At 55.3% G+C, this 20,140-nt stretch carries 14 protein-coding genes; 3 read left to right on the plus strand and 11 right to left on the minus strand.

Going from position 1 to position 20,140, the window contains the following annotated elements; genetic code table 11:
* Positions 1-52 precede the first annotated feature (52 nt).
* From JWZ98_RS17530 to JWZ98_RS17545, 4 genes are all read right to left on the minus strand, one after another.
* Positions 53-1,645, minus strand: a complete 1,593-nt coding sequence (locus tag JWZ98_RS17530; protein ID WP_205451203.1) for a phospholipase D-like domain-containing protein — start codon at positions 1,643-1,645, stop codon at positions 53-55.
* 128 nt (positions 1,646-1,773) lie between these two features.
* On the minus strand, positions 1,774-3,270 hold the full coding sequence (locus JWZ98_RS17535; protein WP_205451204.1) for an endonuclease/exonuclease/phosphatase family protein: 1,497 nt from the start codon (positions 3,268-3,270) through the stop codon (positions 1,774-1,776).
* Positions 3,271-3,318: 48 nt separating this feature from the next.
* The gene (locus JWZ98_RS17540) at positions 3,319-4,908 is read right to left on the minus strand and encodes a 1,4-alpha-glucan branching protein domain-containing protein (RefSeq protein WP_205451205.1); all 1,590 of its coding nucleotides are present in this window, start codon (positions 4,906-4,908) and stop codon (positions 3,319-3,321) included.
* Between the two features lie 7 nt (positions 4,909-4,915).
* On the minus strand, positions 4,916-5,602 hold the full coding sequence (locus tag JWZ98_RS17545; RefSeq protein ID WP_205451206.1) for a DUF4912 domain-containing protein: 687 nt from the start codon (positions 5,600-5,602) through the stop codon (positions 4,916-4,918).
* A 184-nt stretch (positions 5,603-5,786) separates the two neighbouring features.
* On the opposite strand from JWZ98_RS17545, the gene glgX reads away from it, so the two are divergent.
* Positions 5,787-7,985, plus strand: a complete 2,199-nt coding sequence (glgX, locus tag JWZ98_RS17550; protein WP_205451207.1) for a glycogen debranching protein GlgX — start codon at positions 5,787-5,789, stop codon at positions 7,983-7,985.
* A 60-nt stretch (positions 7,986-8,045) separates the two neighbouring features.
* Here glgX and JWZ98_RS17555 read toward each other — a convergent pair whose 3' ends face one another.
* From JWZ98_RS17555 to JWZ98_RS17565, 3 genes are read right to left on the minus strand one after another with little or no spacing between them, the layout of a single operon-like run.
* Positions 8,046-8,558, minus strand: a complete 513-nt coding sequence (locus JWZ98_RS17555; protein ID WP_205451208.1) for a hypothetical protein — start codon at positions 8,556-8,558, stop codon at positions 8,046-8,048.
* The gene (locus JWZ98_RS17560) at positions 8,555-9,190 is read right to left on the minus strand and encodes a hypothetical protein (RefSeq protein ID WP_033158411.1); all 636 of its coding nucleotides are present in this window, start codon (positions 9,188-9,190) and stop codon (positions 8,555-8,557) included. Before JWZ98_RS17560 ends, JWZ98_RS17555 begins: the two co-directional genes overlap by 4 nt.
* Complete coding sequence (locus JWZ98_RS17565; RefSeq protein ID WP_205451209.1) at positions 9,187-10,995, minus strand: vWA domain-containing protein; 1,809 nt, start codon at positions 10,993-10,995, stop codon at positions 9,187-9,189. The genes JWZ98_RS17560 and JWZ98_RS17565 overlap by 4 nt, the downstream gene beginning before the upstream one ends.
* A 136-nt stretch (positions 10,996-11,131) precedes the next feature.
* Between JWZ98_RS17565 and JWZ98_RS17570 the strand changes: the two genes are divergently transcribed.
* Positions 11,132-12,304 carry a phosphoglycerate kinase gene (locus tag JWZ98_RS17570; protein WP_205451210.1) on the plus strand — a complete coding sequence of 391 codons (1,173 nt, stop codon included), beginning with the start codon at positions 11,132-11,134 and terminating at the stop codon, positions 12,302-12,304.
* 310 nt (positions 12,305-12,614) lie between these two features.
* Positions 12,615-13,379, plus strand: coding sequence for a hypothetical protein (locus tag JWZ98_RS17575; protein ID WP_205451211.1), 765 nt, complete (start codon positions 12,615-12,617; stop codon positions 13,377-13,379).
* 194 nt (positions 13,380-13,573) lie between these two features.
* Here the strand turns inward: JWZ98_RS17575 and JWZ98_RS17580 are convergent, their stop codons facing one another.
* Genes JWZ98_RS17580 through JWZ98_RS17595 form a run of 4 tightly spaced genes read right to left on the minus strand, consistent with a single transcriptional unit; the run spans position 13,574 to position 20,001 of the window.
* Positions 13,574-16,675 carry an efflux RND transporter permease subunit gene (locus tag JWZ98_RS17580; protein ID WP_205451212.1) on the minus strand — a complete coding sequence of 1,034 codons (3,102 nt, stop codon included), beginning with the start codon at positions 16,673-16,675 and terminating at the stop codon, positions 13,574-13,576.
* Positions 16,672-17,784 (minus strand): efflux RND transporter periplasmic adaptor subunit, encoded by a 1,113-nt coding sequence (locus JWZ98_RS17585; RefSeq protein WP_033158406.1) that lies wholly within the window; start codon positions 17,782-17,784, stop codon positions 16,672-16,674. Before JWZ98_RS17585 ends, JWZ98_RS17580 begins: the two co-directional genes overlap by 4 nt.
* The gene (locus JWZ98_RS17590; RefSeq protein ID WP_205451213.1) at positions 17,781-19,343 is read right to left on the minus strand and encodes an efflux transporter outer membrane subunit; all 1,563 of its coding nucleotides are present in this window, start codon (positions 19,341-19,343) and stop codon (positions 17,781-17,783) included. The genes JWZ98_RS17585 and JWZ98_RS17590 overlap by 4 nt, the downstream gene beginning before the upstream one ends.
* Entirely contained in the window at positions 19,333-20,001 is a 669-nt protein-coding gene (locus JWZ98_RS17595) for a CerR family C-terminal domain-containing protein (RefSeq protein WP_205451214.1), read from the minus strand. Before JWZ98_RS17595 ends, JWZ98_RS17590 begins: the two co-directional genes overlap by 11 nt.
* Between the last annotated feature and the right edge of the window lie 139 nt (positions 20,002-20,140).

The following is a 20,140-nucleotide window of genomic DNA, read 5'->3' on the forward strand; positions in this document are numbered from 1 at the left end:
AAATTAAGCGGAATCCATTATGGAACCAAATCAATACCTGTCAAGCGTCTGATCAGTAAAACACCCTAAACAAACGCTGAATCTGCCCAAACTCGTACAAATACGGCTGCGCCACGTCGCGGTTGGCGGCGACGACGATCAAGTCGTGGGAGAATACCGAGGTGTTGTACCAGTTGAAACTACCATCAATGACGATGTAATCGTCTATCACGCAATATTTGCTGTGAATAGGCGAGTAAGGCACCGGCAGATCGTCCTGACCATAAACCAGACCCACCCGAATCCCGGCATCGCGCAAACGTTGCACGGCCGGCAACAGCGGTCGGGCCAGTTCGTCGGTCATGCTGCGCTCGACGCCGATTTTGCCTTGACGAGCCAAGTGGCCGTTAAACAGCAATTGCACATCGACACCACGGTCGCGGGCCTGGATCAAGGCGTTGACGACGCTGTCGTGATGATCGCCTAGCAAGTCGCCGATCAAAAACAAACACAGCTTCAAGGAACGGCGCGCTCTATGAATTTCCGCCAATATAGCGTGATGCGGCCGGTAAACCCTGCCATTAGCCATGGTGTGGCGGCCAAAGGTATATAACAAGTTGAATGGACTGAGCGGATCGACGCCATACTTTTGAATCACGCCGCCGCGCTGGCTCTGGAAGATGTTATCCAGCAAGCGGCACACGCCCTTGGAATGAAAACTCATCCCCGATTCCCAGTTGGCCCACCAACGATCAAAAGTGATGTTGAACGAGCCGATGATGCAATCCTCGTCGTTGAAGATCACGAACTTGGTGTGCATGTCCGGCTCGACTTCGATCAAGTGGTGTTTGGGCGTGCAAAACACCCCCACGAGTTCGATGCCGGAGCGTTTCAGGCGCGCATAATTCTGGCTATTGGTCAGCGTCATCTTCCGCCAATCGACGATGCATTGCACCCACACGCCCTGCTGGCTGGCGTGAATCAAGTGGTTGATAAAATCGCCGTCGTCTATGCAATCCACACTCACTTTAATCGTGCATAAGCGGTCGGGCTGGCTGTGTTTGGCCGCGATGACTTTATCGATATGATCGTGAATAAAACGCTTGGGGTGGTAAGGATGAAATTGCTGACCCTTGGTGAATTTAGGCGTCAGTTGCAGGGAATCGAAATGATGGTTGTACCAATCCACATCACTTTGCAGTTGGCCCGGATCCAACTCGTAACTGCGAAAATGGTTAGGCGTGGCCCAATGCTCGTTAATATGGCGCTGCTGCGGGTGGTTATCCCTTAACTGGTCGCCGTCCATGAAAATATAATCATGGCGCGAGGCAATGGAATGCTCGCCCAAATGCACGATAAACGAAAACTTGATGCAGCTGATCTTGCCAAATTGCCCGGAGTACGGCATCACGTAAAAATCCCGCGTCGAGCGTTTGTGCTTGTCCCATTCCACATCGTAAGCATCGGTGTCGACGATATAGGTCTCGCAAATCGAATCCCGATAGACCTTCAGCACCACCTTCAAATTCGCGGCTATGCCGTGCGACATATGAAAGTCTATCTTGCCCCAGCGCACGTCGAAGGTTTCCCGGAAATCGTTACCGCGTTGGAAACAACCGCCCAATTTGCCAAATACCGGTTTGGCGTAATGTTCTGCTACTTGCATATGGTGCTGCCTAATTAAACAAGCTTTATCTTAATTGTAAAATCGCCTGCGGGGACCTCAAAACATTAAAAACCTCCTTCTCCCTCAGGGAGAGGGGATTTTTAGAGGTTTCCCCTTTGCAATTCAGTTTATAACGGCTCAAAGGTTAACAGATAGCCGCAATGATCCGATACCGGCCCGTAATCCTGCTCGGTAAACACGGTTCGCGCCGAGCTGGCCCGCAAGCCGCTATTCCTGTCCATGAAAATGTAATCGATCCGATAATCGTCGGCCAGATAATCCCGCCAATGCGCATCGTTAACCCGAAAAATCTGTTCAAACAACGCCGGGGCGTTGGCGGCGAGATATTGATCTTCGTATTGATGGCCGTCGACCACCAATTGATAACCCGTCGAACCGGCGGCGATATTGAAATCACCGCATAGCAAGGTGGCATCCACCTCGGCGCTGCGCTTGTCGTTCGCCCAAGCCGATAGCCGTTGAAATTGTTGCTGGAAGCCGTCTTCCCACCAACTTAAATGCGCGGAAAACACATCCAGGGTGCCGATATAAGGCACCTTGATACGGGCAGACACCACTTTACGGGAATGAATGCTATAGGCATCGTGGCTATCCGATACGTAGCGGGCTTCTTGCTCTATAAAGGGATAGCGGCTAAGAATGGCCACGCCCTCGCGGAATTTATCGAACCCCAGGTGCGACCAATCCGTGTACAGATGAAACGGTTGCGGCAAGCGCTGGTTGATGATATTCGCGGAATTGGACGGCCAGTCGCCGCGCCCGTCATTCCAATACTCGGCCACTTCCTGCAGGCAAACCAAATCCGCGCCCAACTCGTCGATAGCGTTAGCAATTTGCCAAAATTTCCGGTCTTGGTCTTCCTCTTGGTAACAATGCAGATTCAAAATCAACAGCCGTAGCGGCGTGCGGCTTAGAGCGTAATTTTGCCCGGCGTTGTTATCCCACAGCCGTTGCTGCTTGCTTTCACAGCAGATGCTGTATTGCAAACGAAAAGCGTCCCCTACCCTGATCCGCCCGTTCCATACTTGCGCAAGATGCAAGCCGGCGTAGATGGCTTTATGGGCGGACTTTCTTTGCGCCTGGCGGCGGCAGCTGGTGGTATGACTGTGTTGCCAATCGTCGATAGTCCAATGGATCGTGACATGGTCTATTTCCAGCGCAACGTCCACCGCCAGTTTGACCGGCACGGAATGTTGCCCGTCCTGAAGTTGTTCGGCGTGGCTTAATTGCAGCATGGCCGCGGCGTTGGTCAATCTAGCACCACTACCCGCGCCGCTGAAATAATCGCCACCTTCGTTGTTGTCCCAATATTCGCTGCCGGCCGCTTGCAGACGCAAGGCAAAACGAATGTCGCCGGGTATGTCGGCATGCGGCTGCGGCGGAAATGCGATGTCGGCCTGCCAATACTCCTGCCCGTCTTCCGCCTTGCGGTTGAATAAGGCCGGCAAAACATGCCAGACCCCATCTTCGCCGGCCCAGAGCACGTCAACTTGCTTGTGATAATCCAGGTCGGCCACCCGCATCAAAAACTGCAAGGATTGCTGACAGGCGGCGGCTTTGCCGGTGACGTTATTGGCTACATACAACAATTGGATGTTATCCATAGCTCCCCCTGGAGGTTGGGTTAAGCAGTGCCCAAAACGGGCCTTTGTCTAGGCGGCATAATGGCGAAAATCGATGTCAGGAAAAATATCGTCCATGATTTCCAGCGCGGTCAGATAGCGTTCATCGATACGGTTTTTACGAATCGCATCGTGCAGATAATTAAAACGGGCCAAATGATCGGTGATGCGTTTACGCGCATAATCGATAGTAGTGCCGGCCTTCATAATAAACGGCCAATCCGAAGACTGCGCCAGCAACAATGATCGGGCGGCCTGATTTAAAGCCCGTTGCTGTAAATCACTCACAGTAAAACTGCGTAAATCATTGGCCAGCTTTTCCATTTCGGCGGCGGCCTTGTGCAACAGGGGATAAATCCAGTCATTGCTTTCGTTCAGCCAGTAACTGGAATACCCATGTTCGCCCCAACTGGAAGCAGCCGGCTTGGCCTGCACGTGTTGCAACGGCAATTGCAAATAATCGCCGCAACTGACGGTCTGCACACCGTTTTCGCTGCTCGCTGCCAAGCGTAACACTTGTTCAAGCCATAAAGGCCCTTCGAACCACCAGTGGCCGAATAGTTCAGCATCGTAAGGCGCGACGATAAGCGGCGCTTGCGGCATTTCCGCAGTCAGCGCGTCAATTTGCTGCTGACGGCGCACGATAAAATCCTCGGCATGTTGGCGCGCCTTCAGCTTGGCCCGCTCCGGTTGGTACACCTGCTTGGTTTGCTTGGCTCCGGTAATCCGGTAGTACTTGATGCCGGTGTTGATCCGGGTTTCGCCGTCCAGAATGTAGGGCGCGATATATTCCAAGGGCAAGTCAAAGCCGATGTCGCGATAATACTCGCGATAATCGCCATCCCCCGGATAGCCTTCCTCGGCGCTCCACACCTGCCGCGAGGATGCCGGATCGCGGCCGAACGCCGCCACGCCATTGCCGCAATCCAACGGCGCATACACACCATGGCGCGGCGGCTGGTCGGCATCCATGACTGCATGGCTATCGACGAAAAAATAAGTTATGCCTTCGGCTTTCAGCACCTGTTCCAGGCCCGGATAGTAACCGCATTCCGGCAACCAAAATCCGCTGGGCGCAAAGCCGAATTGGCTCTTAAAACTGGCGATACCCACGCCGATTTGATTACGCACCGACACCGGACTGACATTTAACAAGGGTAAAAAACCGTGGGTGGCGGCCGTGGTAATCAACTCCAAGCAGCCCGCGCTGTGATGCCGTTGAAACGCCGTCAGCAAATCGCATTCATAGCGGTGCTGGTAGCGATGCAAGGCATCCTGAAACCACTGCATATACATCTGCGCCAGCGGCTCAAACTGCGGTAGCCTGCGGGTGCGTTCCAACTCCCGCTCCGCCAGCTCCAGCCGGCCTTGCAGATAATGCAGATAGCGATTTTGCAGCAAGGGATCGCGCAGCATCGTCATCAGTGTCGGCGACAGGGATAAGGTCAGCCGGTACGGCACTTGATCGACATGCAAACGTTCCAGCATCGCCAACAAGGGCAAATAGCATTCGGTAATGGCTTCGAACAACCAGTTTTCTTCAAAAAAACTGTCGTGTTCGGGATGATGCACATAGGGCAAATGGGCATGCAAAACGATGCTGAGATAGCCTTTGTTCATCGCGGAATTAGTTTTGTTGGCCGGACGCGGTTACGGCAAGCGCCGAAGACGCCTGGGAAGGCAGCATTATAAACTGCGCCATCGCCGGCGACAGCCTTTCCGTCATCGGCGGCACTTGCGGCGCGACTGCGGCAGCCTGCGAATACGCCAAGGGATTGAACTCCTGCTGAGCATTGAGCCGACCAATCGCCACCTGGTAAATCCCGGCGATGCAGGTGTCGCCGCTGGGCAGCGTAATCTGCTGTTGGCTGCGTTCGGCGGCAACCGGCACATCGAACCAGGTTTTGGCCGATTCGGCCGGCAACGGGACCGCTTCGGGCGGCGCAGGATGACTGTATACGCGCAAGGTCAAAGGCTGGACATCTGCCGGTGGCTCGGTAAGCGGCACAGACGCCTGAGCCGCTTCATCCAGCTGCCAATAGACATGGATATGTTCCGGATCGACCGGCAACGCCACCAGCTTGGCGCTTTCAACTTTGGCGGCAGCGCGTTGCAGGGGTGGGGCAAATTCGCGATTAATCTGCTGACTAATGCTTAACAACTCTTGCGGCGAGAAGCCGGTACTCGTCAACCGCGCCGCGCCGGCTCTAAACCGGCGCGGGGCAAAACCCCGGCTAATCTCCAGACTGATAGCCCGCATTTCCTCCGCAGAAAGCGGCATGCGGACTTGAAACGGTGAGGAGGAAAAGGCCATCGGCAATGTTAACGGGTCGGGTGACTAGGTTTTATCCTGTGGGTAGCGGACACTCCGCGACGTATCGCCGCAGCGACCAGGCTTTGTAGACTCTAACCGTTGTCGATTATTTACGCAAGGCGTAGGCCCGCAGCCCTTATATGCAGTAAAATCAGGACTAATTCACAGTTTCTCGGTAAAGGGCATGCACAAACCATACAGTTTAAAGTCAGGGAGTCCCTATCCTCACGGCGCCCGGGTCAGCGAGGGCGGCGTCAACTTCTCCATCTCCAGCCGCCATGCGACGGACGTGGAACTGCTGTTATTTGCCGAATCCGACAGCATAAAACCTTTACAAGTCATACCCTTACAAAAAGATAAAAACCATACGTTTTTCTCCTGGCACGTGTTTGTCGAAGAACTGCCGGTCGGCACCTGGTATGCGTGGCGCATCGACGGCCCCGCCAACACGCGCGAATCGGGCTTGCGGTTTGATCGCGAAAAATTATTGCTTGACCCTTGGGCGCGCGCAATCAGCGACAAATTATGGAACCGCGCCGCCGCCTGCAAGCCCGGTGATAATAGCCAACATGCCATGCGCGCGGTGGTGGTAGATGACCGTTACGACTGGGAAGGCGACACACCGCTGGCCATTCGCAGCGAAAAAGCCATTATTTACGAATTGCATGTCGGCGGCTTTACCCGTCACACCTCCGCCAAGGTTAAACACCCCGGCACCTTTATCGGCCTGATCGAAAAAATCCCTTACCTGAAAAAGCTGGGCATCACCCATGTCGAACTGCTGCCTATCATGGCCTTCGACGAGCAAGACGTGCCGCCGCATACCGCCGATCTGGGCTTGAAAAACTATTGGGGCTACAGCACGCACAGCTTCTTTAGCCCGCATCCCGGATACTGCGTCACGCCGGAACAAGGCACGCATATCCGCGAGTTCCGCGATCTGGTGAAAGCGTTGCACAAGGCCGGCATCGGCGTGATCATGGACGTGGTGTTCAATCACACCTCCGAAGCCGGCGCCGACGGTCCGGTGATCAATTTCAAAGGCATTACCGGCAACAGCTTTTATTTGACCGACAAGCACGACAAACGCATCTTTCACGACTATACCGGCTGTGGCAACACCGTGAACGCCAACCACCCGCTGGTCACCAACTTCATCATCAGCTGCCTGGAATACTGGGTGCGGGAAATGCATGTGGACGGCTTTAGATTCGACCTCGCCAGCGCATTGGCGCGCGGCGAAGACGGCAGCGTATTGCAAGACCCGCCGTTGGTCTGGGGCATAGAACTATCCGAACAACTGGCCAAAACCAAGCTGATCGCGGAGGCCTGGGATGCCTCGGGGCTATATCAAGTCGGCAACTTTCCCGGCTACCGCTGGGGCGAATGGAACGGCCGCTACCGCGACGTGATTCGCCGTTTTCTGCGCGGCGACACCGGCATCATCGCCGAAGTGGCCACGCGGATTTGCGGCAGTAGCGATCTCTATCAACATCAGCACCGCCTGCCGATCAGCGGCATTAACTTTGTCACCTGCCACGACGGTTTTACGTTAAAAGACCTGTTCAGCTACAACGAAAAACACAATACCGCCAACGGCGAAAACAATCGAGACGGTTGCAGCAATAATCTCAGCAGCAACTGCGGCGTGGAAGGCCCCACCCCCGACCCGGCCATAAGCAGACTGCGGCGGCAACAGGTGAAAAACGCCTTTACGGTTTTGCTGCTTAGCCATGGCGTACCGATGTTGCTGGCTGGCGACGAATTTCTGCACACCCAGCAAGGCAACAACAACTGCTATTGTCAGGATAACGAATTAAGCTGGCTGAATTGGGATAAAGCCAAGGACAATGCCGACGTGCTGCATTTTGTGCAGCAGATGATCCGCTTGCGCAAACGCCATCCGGCCTTGATGCGCCGAAACTTCCTCACCGGCCGAAAAATGGAAGACAAAGATATGGCCGACATCAGCTGGCATGGCCTGGAAGTAGATCAACCGCCGCGTTGGGACGACCCGAACACGCGGATTCTGGCCTTTACGCTGGCGGCATTAGGCAAAGATGAACCCGACCTGCACGCAATAATGAACATGTCCGACAGCAAACACAACCTGCAGCTACCGGAGGTTGAGGGCAAGAGCTGGTGTCTGGCCGTGGATACCGCGCAAACATCGCCCAAAGACATTATCGAGCCGGCCGAACAAAAAGCACTGAGCAGACCTTGGTATACCGTGGAGCCGCACTCCATTGTGGTGTTTGAAAACACCCATCAAACCGGTATCGATGGCGGCGATAGCGTGGCGAAACGGTCCGCCAGTTTTTTCAGCAAATTGACCGGCATCAAGTTGCTCGACCAGCCGGCGACGGAAATACCGACAAGTTAATGAAACAGCCTGTTGTCAGGGTATGCTATGGTGCGCCCTGACAACAAGCTGCCAAAATCATCAATCAAACACATCACCCCAATCCGGTGGTGGTGGAGCCTCTTCGGGCGGGGGTTCATCAGAGCTCTGCGATTTTGGCTGCTCGGAATCGGTGTCGGCAAATTGTTCGTCAGTCTCCGCAGCCGGCTCGTCGGCAACCGCTTTTTCAGCCACTTTGGGTAAGCCGTCCAGATAACTATCCAGCAAAAGGCACAGGTTTTCGTAAAAACCGGCCACGCTCTGCTGCTGCATTTGCTGCTCGATAAACCCATACAAAAACTGCTTTTCCGCCGCAATCAGGGTGTCGCTGACAGCTTGCGCGGCTTGTTCGTCTAAGTGATGCTTACCGGCCAAGGCCAAGGCCAACCTGTCGCCGCGCCGCTCCTGCCGGTCCTTAATGTCTTCCAGCAACTCTTCGATGCCGGCCAGCCGCCGACGTTTATGCCGCCGATTAACGACTAACACCGCGATCAAGCCGGTCAACAACACCAGCGATAACTCTCCTAAGCCGATAAGCAGCAGAGATTGCATCATTTCCCCAGCTCCGTAATGCTTTCACGCACACCGCGTTCGGCATCATGAAAAATTTGCAGCATCTTTTTACTGCTGTTTTCCAACTCTAAGGCGGTCTGATTGCCGCTAAACACTCGGGTATATTCGGCGGACATTTCGTCTATGGTTTTCATCGCGTTATCCAGTTGCCGCACCAGTTGTTGGTTAATCCGCTCCAAGCCGGCCAATTGGTTCGCTTGCGGAGAATCCTGCGCCGCAGCAACCGGCGCAAGCGTGCCCCGATTCGCCAGCAAATTCTGATATGGCTCGGTTAGCCGACCGATACGTTGCTCGATCTCACTCAACAACACCAATTCGCGTTTTAAAAACAAGCGAATAACCCCTTCAAACACAGCGCGTTCTGATGCATTGACTTCTTGCAACAATGGCTCAATCTCCGCTGTAGCCAACCCGCAGTTTTCTTCCAGAAATTGCTCCAACCAGCGAGTCTTCACGATGGACTGCTCTTCAAGCTCGGTAATGAAATGTTCAATTTCGGCCATCTCCTTCCCTCGCCGGTTTCTCGAGATAAAAAACAGCACGATAACCAACAGCGTCAAAACCCCCAACGCCTCCGCCGCTAATATCACTACCACGGAATCGAATGGATTCATGACAATCTCTCCAGTAACTGCTGATGTTTATCTGCTTGGCTTTTTTTAAGGTATCGATAGGTAAAAAATCCACCCACACCCAATATCAGATTGATAGCCAACATGATGCCGCCAACCAACAACCAATTGGTTTCCGGGGCGTCCGGCGGCGGATGTGGCTCATGCTCAGCCTGCTCATGTTGCTCGGCATCGGTTTCGTGATCGGTTTTTTCAGGATCGGCTGATTCGTGATGCGCATCGGCCTCTGCCGCCGGTGCGCCAGCCTCGACTTTCTCGGCAGGAACAAACCAACTGTCATCGATACTCAGCGGTTTGATCGCCGGCGCCAGCGGCTTGCCGGCATGATCTTTAGCCATCACATTAAAATTGACATGCGTGGTGGTCTGCGGCGGCAAACCGGCCAAATCCAGCAGCCAAACCCCGTCTTTATTTGTCAATGCGCGGGTTTCCGGCTCATGCCCGGTTTGGTTAATCACCGCATTGACCACCAAGCCGGCGGGATCGATCAGCTTGGTATCCGGCAACAGTTTTAGGGTAACTTGGCGTTGTGCTACATCGACGTGCTTCTCGACCGTAATCGGCGTGGCAACCACTTCGATCTCATGAATAATTTCCCGCTTGAAGGTCTTGCCGTCCGCAACGATTTTCAGCAAATGCTTGCCCAAACTTAAATGCTCAGTCTTGTGCTGGTAAAAACCGGGTTCTGCAAGCACGGCCTGCATTTTTGCCGGTGCTTGCTGATCCTGGATCACGTCCAGCGTCAGCATGCCCAGGAAATCGGCGCGGGTTATCAGCTTATCCTTGTCGGTGAAATGCGCTTTAATTGGCAAGGTTTCGTTCTCGCCCAGAAAATTCGGAATGTCGCTGAGTTGCAATTTCAGGTCGGTGACGATCATGACTTGGTTATCGGGATCGACTTCCGCCACCAGACGCCATTCGCCGATCAAGGGTTGCTTGACGGTGATCAGGTCGTAAGCCTGGCTTTCCAGCCAGGACACGTTGGCGACCATGCTTTGTTTACTGATACTTTTGCCGTCCGGCGCAACCAACTGCGTCGGCGCGGCATGCGGTTTTTTGAACACCAACACCGAAAACTCGTGGATGCCGCTATCGACCTGAAATTTATTATCGGTCAACGGCAAAGTCTCTTTCGGCGCGGCTTTTTGGGCCATTTTCAGAAACACCCGTTGCAATTGCTCCGCCGATTGCGCGGTTTCCGCCCAGCCGCCGGTCTCGAATGCCAGTTTTTCCAACAATTCCTTATCGGCTTGCTCGGACAATGCCACGGTTTGTACGTTGATGTTTTGCTGCTGGAGCTTGGGGATCCACTCGCTGAGGATGCGCTCGCGGGAATCCGCGCTTTGCATGATGTCCTTGGAAATGTCCACAAAACCGTCGGTCAATAAAATCAGATGTTTCTTGCCGCCGCCCTTAAAGCCCTGGCTCAGAACCGTCTGAATCGCGTCCTCGATGTGGGTATACAAACCGCGAGAATGAATATTGCCGATGGCTTTGCCGGCTTGCTGTTTCCAGCTTACATTGACAGCATCGGTAGCGGACAGCGGCGCAGTTTTTTCGGCGAATAACCAGAATGCCGCCTTGGCGCCGTCCGGCAACAAGTTGACTAACAAACGGCTGGCCTCAATGCGCAGATTGTCCGGATCGTTCTGTTTCATGCTGCCGGATACGTCTATCAACACCTGAATCTCGTCGGCGCCGGCAGCGGCAGGCACGGGTTGGCAGCGCGCAGAATCAACAGTAACCACCAACACACAGAACACCGTAAAAATAAACGCCTTGAACATAAGTCCGCCGGTAAAAGTTTAGGCAACGGATAGCAAATATAGTCCAAGCGCCTGACTATTCTGTTATTTTTTAATTCAGGCTGCGGCCGGCGTTACACTTTATAATGTTTTCACTATTTCAACCAAAGGAGAACTTATGTCTATCAAACGAATGGTCGACCTGGATTTGGCCGGCAAGCGCGTGTTAATCCGCCAAGATTTGAATGTGCCGGTTAAAGACGGCAAAGTCACCAGCGACTTACGCATCCAAGCCAGCGTCCCTACCGTGGAAGCCGCATTGGCCGGCGGCGCGGCGGTAATTTTGATGTCGCACTTGGGCCGCCCTACCGAGGGCGAATACGACGAAGCCTCCAGCCTTAAACCCGTCGCCGAGCGTTTTTCACAGTTACTAGGTCAACCGGTACGTTTGGTGAAAGATTGGCTCGACGGCGTGGAAGTCAAACGCGGCGAAGCCGTATTGTGCGAGAACGTGCGTTTCAATAAAGGCGAGAAGAAAAACAACGCTGAACTAGGCCAAAAAATGGCCGCGCTGTGCGACATATTCGTAATGGATGCCTTTGGCACCGCGCACCGCGCCGAAGCCTCGACTCATGCCGTAGCCGAACACGCCGCCATCGCTTGCGCCGGCCCACTATTGGCTGCGGAGTTGGACGCACTCGGCAAAGCCCTGGAAACTCCTGCCCGTCCCTTGGTAGCTATCGTCGGTGGTTCCAAAGTTTCCACCAAATTAACCGTGCTGGAGTCCTTGTCGTCTAAAGTCGATCAACTGATCGTCGGCGGCGGCATCGCCAACACCTTTATCGCCGCAGCTGGTTACTCTGTGGGTAAATCCCTGTACGAAGCGGATTTAATTCCAGAAGCCAAACGCTTGATCGCATCGGCAAAAGAACGCGGCGCGGATATTCCGGTACCGGTCGATGTGGTCTGCGCTAAAGAGTTTTCCGAAAGCGCTGCGGCTACCGTGAAAAACGTAGCCGACGTGGAAGCCGACGACTTGATCCTGGACATTGGACCGGAAACCAGCAAGCAATACGCGGAAATCCTGAAAACCGCCGGCACCATCGTCTGGAACGGCCCGGTCGGCGTATTCGAAATCGACCAATTCGGCGAAGGCACCAAATCTCTGTCGTTAGCAATTGCCGAAAGCCCTGCCTTCTCAATCGCAGGCGGCGGCGACACATTAGCGGCGATAGACAAATACGGCATCGCCGATAAAGTGTCTTACACCTCTACCGGTGGCGGCGCGTTCCTGGAGTTCCTGGAAGGCAAGGAATTGCCTGCGGTAGCTATTCTGCAAACTCGCGGCTAAGCGCTGGCTTGATAGGGCTATTCGGCCCTGCCAAATATCATTATTTATGAAACTGTATACCGGTCGATCAGCATGGGGGAGTTGTTGATCGGCTGGTTGCGACACGTTGCTGCCATCGCCTAACATGATTAAATGGCAGCAATTGGATCATTGCCAGACATAACAGGCTGCCACCGATGACATACGGAAGCAACAATTCTCTTTCAATCAATAAATTAGCATGCCAATGCCCGTTTTCAGATGGATATACTGTTAACAGCTTTAATATCTTGTTAGGCGTACCACCACTCTCACGACAACTAGGTAAGCTATGAAATACAGAGGCCTTGAAACAAGTTACTCCTTGCTCGTCTCCTATGAGATTCTTGCGCTTCAGTACAAGCGGAAAAACGAACCTCGCGCGGCATTCTCAGAAGAATACAAATCTGGATATCTAGTAGAGGTTCCTTCAAAGCACTACAACAACTACGCCTTTACTTTTGCGCTGTTGAATATCAACGCGGCAATCGTCGAAGGCATTATGCGGAGCATTCTTTCTGAGATAGTTTCTGCAGAGGTGGAACATCAAATAAAGGAGGGGACAAAAGCTGGTCGAACAGAGCGTAGCTCTCCCGAGAACCTACTCAAAAAGTTCTTTATCGAAATTGACGCACAAGGCGGCTGGGAGCGGCTGAAGGAACAATATGTAAGCTACCTTGGGCTTGCCATTGACAAAGTAATTCAACCTCAAACTAAGGACGCGATCAGTTCACTCTTTCTTCTACGAAACATTTTGGCCCACGGAACAGCACTAATACACCCCTCCGAACAGCTTCCAGATGATATGAAGGACGAACCTGTATTTAAGTGGCAAAGCCGGCTGCAAAGTGCTCGGGTGTACCTAGAAAAGCAATTTGGCCACGAGGACATTTTCGACAATCTCGCTGAGTACGCTGTGCCGGAGCATTTCCTAACTAAAACGAAGGATTTCCTTAGCGAAATTCTTCCGGCCATTAACCACAAGCCCCAGAGAGCTGAAAAAACAATTACCGCAGTTAATGGTTTCTCTTTTGGGTATTTGAATATCTCAGCCTAGTAGGGTACGCACCGCGTACCTGTTAGCTTTAACCACCATGATGACCTTCTAAAGGTACGCGATGCGTACCCTACAATTATTTCAGTAACCGATTAACAGCCGGCGGGCTCGTTGGGATAGACCCTGAAGCCCTACCCCAACAACCAATTCATCTTCCTGACCACCGCCTTATTGGCCCTGCCTTGCTTCAATCCTCACGATTCGACAGCGACAGCTTTGGGCCCCGTAAAGCGTTTCCAAACTGCCAAACCCAGATTTTTGAAATCGTCCAGATAGGTGTAAGCCACCGGAATCACCAATAAACTCAGCAAGGTGGACGTCACCAAACCGCCGATTACGGCGACGGCCATCGGGCTGCGGAAGGAGGAATCGGCGTTGCCCATGCCTATCGCAATCGGCAACATACCGGCACCCATCGCAATCGTGGTCATCACAATCGGCCTGGCCCGTTTGTGGCACGCATCCAATAACGCATCCACGCGGCTCAAGCCCTGCTCGCGCCGAGCAATGATGGCGTAATCAACCAACAGGATGGAGTTTTTGGTGGCTATCCCCATCAACATCACCAAGCCGATCAACGACGGCATCGAAAACGCCTTGCCGGTCAACAGCAGTGCGACGAAACCACCGCCAAACGACAGCGGCAATGCCGCCAAAATGGTGATGGGTTGCAGGAAGTCTTTAAACAGCAACACCAGCACGATGAAGATGCATAACACGCCGGTCAGCATGGCCAAGCCAAAGCTGGCGAACAGCTCCCCCATCATTTCCGCATCGCCGATGTTGATGCGTTTGACGCCGGCCGGCAGGTTTTTAATGCTATCCAGATTTTCCACCGCAGCGGCAACGTCACCCAGCGGCTGGCCGGACAATTCGATTTCGAAATTGATATTCCGCGAGCGGTCATAACGGTCAATCACCGCTGGACCGCTGGACAGTTCCAGTTTCGCCACCTGGCCGACCATCACCGCGCCGATGCCGGGCTTGGCGGACGGCACGGCCAAGCGTTCCAATACGCTCAAATCTTGCCGGCCCTCCTCGGCCAGTTTGACGACCATCGGCACCTGGCGTTGCGCCAGATTGAGCTTGGATAAAGACCAATCGTAATCGCCCAAAGTGGCGATGCGCAGGGTTTCCGCGAGTGCGGTGGTGGTCACGCCCAGATCGGCGGCGCGGGCAAAATCCGGCCTTACCGCTATTTCCGGCCGCACCAGCGCGGCGCTGGAGGCGATGCTACCCAGGCCGGGAATGGTTCTGAGGTCGCGTTCCAGATTGCGGGCGGCGGCGCTCAAAGCCTGTGGATCGTCGCCGCTCAATACCAACACGTATTTTTCGCCGGAAGCGCCCAATCCCACCTTGGTGCGCACGCCGGGGAGTTTTTGCAGGGCCAGGCGGATATTTTGTTCAATGGCCTGTTTACGCACCGGCCGGTCCTGGCGATTGGCCAAGGTAATCGTCAGCGTGGCCTTGCGTACCTCGCCGGCGCCCTGGTTGCCGGCCATCGGGTCGCTGCCCGCCGAGCCGCTGCCGATGGTGGTATAAATCGTTTTTACGTAGTCGATACCGGCAATCAATTGTCTAGCCGCTTCGGCGGAAGCGCGGGTTTGCGCCAAACTCGAACCGGGCGGCAGTTCCACGAACACCTGGGTCTGTGGGTTGTCGTCCGCCGGGATGAAGCCGGTTGGCAATAACGGAATCAAAAACAGCGAGCCTATAAAGAACGCTGCCGCGCCGCCCATCGTAGCCAGACGATGATGCAGACACCAGCCCGCCAATTTCATATAAGTGCGCATCACCGCACCTTCCTTGGGCTCAGAATGGTCGAGGTCTTTCAGCATATACGCCGCCATCATCGGCGTCAGCATCCTGGCGACCACCAAGGACGCCATTATCGCCAATGCCGCCGTCCAGCCGAATTGCTTGAAAAATCGCCCGGCCACCCCGCTCATGAAGGCGGTCGGCAGAAATACCGCGACCAGGGCAAACGTGGTCGCCACCACGGCCAAGCCGATTTCATCGGCAGCCTGCATCGCGGCTTGGTAAGGCGTTTTGCCCATCCGCAGGTGGCGGACGATGTTTTCCACTTCGACGATGGCGTCGTCAACCAGGATGCCGATTACCAACGACAAGGCCAACAAGGTGATCACATTCAGCGAAAAGCCCAAATAATCCATGCCCAGGAAGGCCGGAATCACCGACAGCGGTAATGCGACAGCCGAAATAAAAGTGGCCCGCCAATCGCGCAAAAACAGCCAGACCACCAAAACCGCCAGCAACGCACCTTCGTAAAGCATGGTCATCGAGCCTTGAAATTCCTCCTCGACCGGCGTGACAAAGTTAAACGCTTCGGTAAATTCGATATCCGGATTGGCGACACGCAATTCGGCCAAGGCTTTTTGTACGCCGGCGCCGACTTCGACTTCGCTGGCGCCCCGGCTGCGAGTCACTTCAAAGCCCACTACCGGTTTGCCGTTCAGCAGCGCCAACGCGCGCGGTTCCGCTACGGAGTCGTCCACCTTGGCGACTTGATCGAGCCGAATATGGCGGCCATCGGCCAGTGAAAGCTGCAAGGGCCGTATTTCCTCGACCGAGGCCACGTTGGCCAAGGTGCGCACCGGTTGCTCGCCGCTACCCAAATCGATCCGACCGCCGGCGCTCTCACGCTGGATTTGCCGCAATTGCCGGGAAATGTCCGACGCCGTGGCGCCCAAGGCTTGCAGCTTGACCGGGTCCAACGCTATCGTCACCTCCCGGCTAACGCCGCCCACCCGATTGACCGCACCGACGCCGCGTACCGCCAACAGGCGTTTGGCTACCGTGTCTTCCACAAACCAGGACAGCGCTTCTTCATCGCGCTGCGCGGAGCTGACGGTTAAGGCCAAAATCGGCGAACCGGCCAAATCCAGTTTGGTGACAACCGGATCGCGCAGGTCACCCGGCAAATCGGCACGGACTTTGGACACCGCGGAACGCACATCGTCCAAGGCTTCTTGCACCGGTTTTTCCAGACGAAATTCGGCGGTAATCGTGGCGCTGCCATCCTGCACTTTGGAGGTGATGTGTTTCAAACCCTGCAAGGTGGCGATGGCGTTTTCGATTTTCCGTGCCACCTCAGTTTCCAGTTGCGACGGCGAAGCGCCGGGCAGCGAGGTCGAGACCGTGATGGTGGGCAAATCCAGATCGGGGAAGTTCTGGATTTTCATTGATTTAAAGCTGAGCAAACCGGCGAAGCTGAGCAGCACGAACAACATCATGGCCGGAATGGGGTTGCGGATACACCAGGCTGAAACGTTCATTGTGTCACCACCCGCACGCTGTCACCGTCGGCCAAAAACGAGGCACCGCCAGCCACCAACCGATCTTCGGCGGCCACGCCGGCTAAAATTTCCACCTGGTCGCCGTTTCTGCGGCCCAATTGCACTTTGACCTGCTTGACGCGCGCCCGGTCTTCGGTTTGCTCGGTCAACAAAAATACATAACTAAAGCCATCCCGCAGCGACAGCGCCTCTTGCGGCACCGTTAGCGCCGCGGAACTGCCCAATTCAAATTCGCCGCGGGCGAACATACCGGCACGCAAACCGGTCTGCGCGGCACGAGGTAAGTCAACATAAACCAGGCCATTGCGGTTTTGCACATCCAGGGTAGGCGCCAGGAAACGCACTTCACCGTCGATACTGCCAACATTCGGGACCTCTACCCTCACCTTATTGCCTGGTTTCAGTTGCGTCATTTCCGCGGCGGTAAGCTCGCCGCGCCACTCCAAGCGGTTTTGCCGAATCAAACGAAACAATTCCTGGCCTTTGGTGGCGACGGCGCCCAAAGTGGCGCTACGCGCGGAAATCACGCCGTCGTCGCTGGCCAATACTTTGGTGTATTTCAGCCGTAACAATTGCGCATCCAACTGCGCTTTGGCGGATTGCAGTTTGGCCTCTGCGGTTTTCGCGCCGGTCAGGTACTGGTCCACTTGTTGCGCGCTCAATGCGCCGGATACCGAGACCTTGCGCGCCCGCTCGGCGTTAAGCCGGGCTTCGGCCAGATTGGCTTCGGCTTCGGCCACTACACCTCGGGCTTGCGCGACATCGGCCAATACGCTTTCGTCGGAAAAGGTGGCCAACACCTGGCCTTTCTTAACGGCTTCGCCGATTTGCACGTTAACCGCGCTCAGACGCAGATCGCCGATTTCGGCGCCGATCACGGCTTCCTGCCAAGCCGCAATCGAACCGTTAGCCGTGAGACTGAGCGGAATATCATGCGTCTGCGGACGGATCGCGGACACGCTGAGCGCCGGATTGGCAGCCGGTGCTTCGCTAGATGGCGCGGGCTGGCTGACGCGGCCGATCGCTACGCCAATGCCGATTAATAACAGTAAGGCGGCGAATAGCACGCCTATTTTTCCCTTGGTCATGAGTTTCCTCCGTTGAGCATGTCGTTTTGATTCGGATATAAATGCGTGTTGCCGATGGCTCTGAGTTTGGCTGGGCCTGCCGCCGCCGTGTCCGGATTCGGCGACTCGCCAGCATCGGTCCAGCCTCCGCCCGCCGCGCGATACAGCGCGATCCAAGCCCCGACCTGTTCCTGCTCCAGCTCTTCGAGCGCCAGTTCAGAGGCCAGCACGTTGCGGCGGGCAGTTTCCACATCCAGCAAATTACCCAGTCCGCTTTGGTAGAGCGTTTGCAGCGCCTGAAAGTTTGCCCGGTAACCGCTGACCGCCTCGCGGCCTTGCGGCAAGCGTTGGCGGGTGCTGTCCAGACGCACCAGGGCGTCTTCGACTTCCTTGACCGCCGTGCGCACCTTGGCGCGGAAGCGGCTTTCCGCCGCTTGGTATTGCACCTTGGCGACTTCCACGTCGGCTGCGCGCTTGCCGGCGTCGAACAGCGGCAAGCTCAGCGTCGGCCCTATCGCCCAAGTCTGCGCCAGCATCAGCGCCGCGCCGTTGATGTTTTGCAGGGTCGGGGTGATGTTGCCCGACAGGCTCAATTTCGGAAATTGTTTGGCCCGTTGCACGCCGATATTGGCGCTGGCCTCGGCGAGATCGCGTTCGGCGGCCGCCACGTCGGGCCGTTGCAATAACACCTTGGCCGGTAAGGAAGCGATTTCGAACGCCGGTGGAGTGGGCAGTTTCGCCGCCTGATCGGCCGAGCCGTTCAGTAACGACCGCAAGTCAGCTTCCGCGAGGCCGGTCATAGCCACCAGGCTTTTGATCGAACGTTCGCACTGGGCTTGTTGTTGCAGCAGGGTTCTGTTGCCTTCGGCGGCGCTGGCGGTAGCCAAGGCTACATCGCCCGGTGAGCGGAACCCGCTCTGGCCGGCAACCGCCGCCACCCGCGCCGATTCGCGGCGCGAATCGCTGTCGGTACGCAATAGTTGCACTTGCGCTTCGCAATAGCGGTAAGCCAGGTAGGCATCGGCCACTTCCACCGCCACCGCGACTCTGGCGTCGTGCCAGGAGGCGTTGCGCGATTCCAGTTGGCTTTGGGCCGCTTCCTGCTGCCGGGCCAAACCGCCGAACAAGTCTATTTCCCAGCTGGATTGCAGTCCGGCCGAGAATTGGTTCCAGATGAACGGCTTGCCGCCAAACGAAGAAGAGGAGCGTTTGGAAACAAGCTCGGAGTCCAATTTCGGCAGGATGGCCGCATCGGCGCCCACGAGATTTGCCCTAGCTTCTTCGATGCGCGCTCTGGCGTCGGCGACCGAGGCGCTCACCTGTTCGGCGGCGCTTAACAGGCGAGTCAGGGCCGGGTCTTGAAAGCGCTCCCACCAGCGCATCAGCTCGGCGGGGTCGCCTTGATGCGCCTGTTGGCGCTTGGCCGCATCGGCCTGCGGCGCTTGCCAGCTCGCAGGCGCCGACAACGGTTCTGTTTGATAATCAGGGCCGACGGTCGTCAATAAACCGCCGGCGCCGCAGGCTGAAAGCAGCAGGGGGATTAGACTTAAGCCAAGTGGCCGCGAGATATTATTGTTCATGGTCGCCATCCCGAGCACGCCGCGCGGCTTCACTGTTTATCATGGCCAGTGCGTAGCCAGCCAGGCGTTCGGCCAGCACGTCGATGTTTTGTGGAGAATTTAAAATTTGCGGGGAAATCATCGAGATGACGTCTTGTCCCACATAGAAATGCACCGCCATGCCTATCATCGAGAAAACCAGCCGATGTAAGTCGTCGTCGATGCCGCTCAATCCCAAATGTTCCTTGAGCAGCAACACCAAAGATTCATGCTGCGGTTTGATTTCCGCATCGATTTCCTGCTGCCAGGCGCCGGTCGGCTCGATCATCTCCCGGAAGTGCAGCTTCATCACAAGCCCAAAGTCCTCGCCTTCTTTCAGCGGCTCCAGGAATTCGCCGAAAAACCGGGTCAACACTTCGGGCAACGGTAAGTCGGCATAGGCCGCGACATCGGAACCGCAACGTGCGTCGCCCATCGGTTCGAAGAATGCGGCGCGATATAGACCGGCCTTATCGCCGAAGTAGTAGCGGATGGCAGAAATATTGGCGCCAGCCGCCTCGCAGATTTCCCGCGTGGAAGCGGCCTTGTAGCCTTTTTCGGCAAACAGCCGCAATGCCGCCATGACCAGCCGGCTGCGGGCGTCGTGAGTTTCGGTTTCGGAGTTTTCAGGTGCGACCATGCTGCCTCTGCGGAAGTGCTTGTTAGAAAAAATCAATCGATTGATTTAAACAATATCAATCAATCGATTGATTGTCAATTTTTGGATTGTGTTTAAAGGACAACTTTTCCTCGATTCCTACCGAAGAATGACTTCCATT

This window comes from Methylomonas sp. EFPC1, from assembly GCF_016925515.1.
GTDB classification, from domain to species: Bacteria; Pseudomonadota; Gammaproteobacteria; order Methylococcales; family Methylomonadaceae; genus Methylomonas; species Methylomonas defluvii.

Excerpts from the sequence above, each read along its gene's own strand:
- JWZ98_RS17595 (WP_205451214.1), bottom strand. The coding sequence starts at position 20,001 with ATGGTCGCACCTGAAAACTCCGAAACCGAAACTCACGACGCCCGCAGC.
- JWZ98_RS17540 (WP_205451205.1), bottom strand. The coding sequence starts at position 4,908 with ATGAACAAAGGCTATCTCAGCATCGTTTTGCATGCCCATTTGCCCTAT.
- JWZ98_RS17535 (WP_205451204.1), bottom strand. The coding sequence starts at position 3,270 with ATGGATAACATCCAATTGTTGTATGTAGCCAATAACGTCACCGGCAAA.
- JWZ98_RS17590 (WP_205451213.1), bottom strand. The coding sequence starts at position 19,343 with ATGAACAATAATATCTCGCGGCCACTTGGCTTAAGTCTAATCCCCCTG.
- JWZ98_RS17575 (WP_205451211.1), top strand. The coding sequence starts at position 12,615 with ATGAAATACAGAGGCCTTGAAACAAGTTACTCCTTGCTCGTCTCCTAT.
- JWZ98_RS17530 (WP_205451203.1), bottom strand. The coding sequence starts at position 1,645 with ATGCAAGTAGCAGAACATTACGCCAAACCGGTATTTGGCAAATTGGGC.
- JWZ98_RS17570 (WP_205451210.1), top strand. The coding sequence starts at position 11,132 with ATGTCTATCAAACGAATGGTCGACCTGGATTTGGCCGGCAAGCGCGTG.
- glgX (WP_205451207.1), top strand. The coding sequence starts at position 5,787 with ATGCACAAACCATACAGTTTAAAGTCAGGGAGTCCCTATCCTCACGGC.
- JWZ98_RS17565 (WP_205451209.1), bottom strand. The coding sequence starts at position 10,995 with ATGTTCAAGGCGTTTATTTTTACGGTGTTCTGTGTGTTGGTGGTTACT.
- JWZ98_RS17560 (WP_033158411.1), bottom strand. The coding sequence starts at position 9,190 with ATGAATCCATTCGATTCCGTGGTAGTGATATTAGCGGCGGAGGCGTTG.
- JWZ98_RS17580 (WP_205451212.1), bottom strand. The coding sequence starts at position 16,675 with ATGAACGTTTCAGCCTGGTGTATCCGCAACCCCATTCCGGCCATGATG.
- JWZ98_RS17585 (WP_033158406.1), bottom strand. The coding sequence starts at position 17,784 with ATGACCAAGGGAAAAATAGGCGTGCTATTCGCCGCCTTACTGTTATTA.
- JWZ98_RS17555 (WP_205451208.1), bottom strand. The coding sequence starts at position 8,558 with ATGATGCAATCTCTGCTGCTTATCGGCTTAGGAGAGTTATCGCTGGTG.
- JWZ98_RS17545 (WP_205451206.1), bottom strand. The coding sequence starts at position 5,602 with ATGGCCTTTTCCTCCTCACCGTTTCAAGTCCGCATGCCGCTTTCTGCG.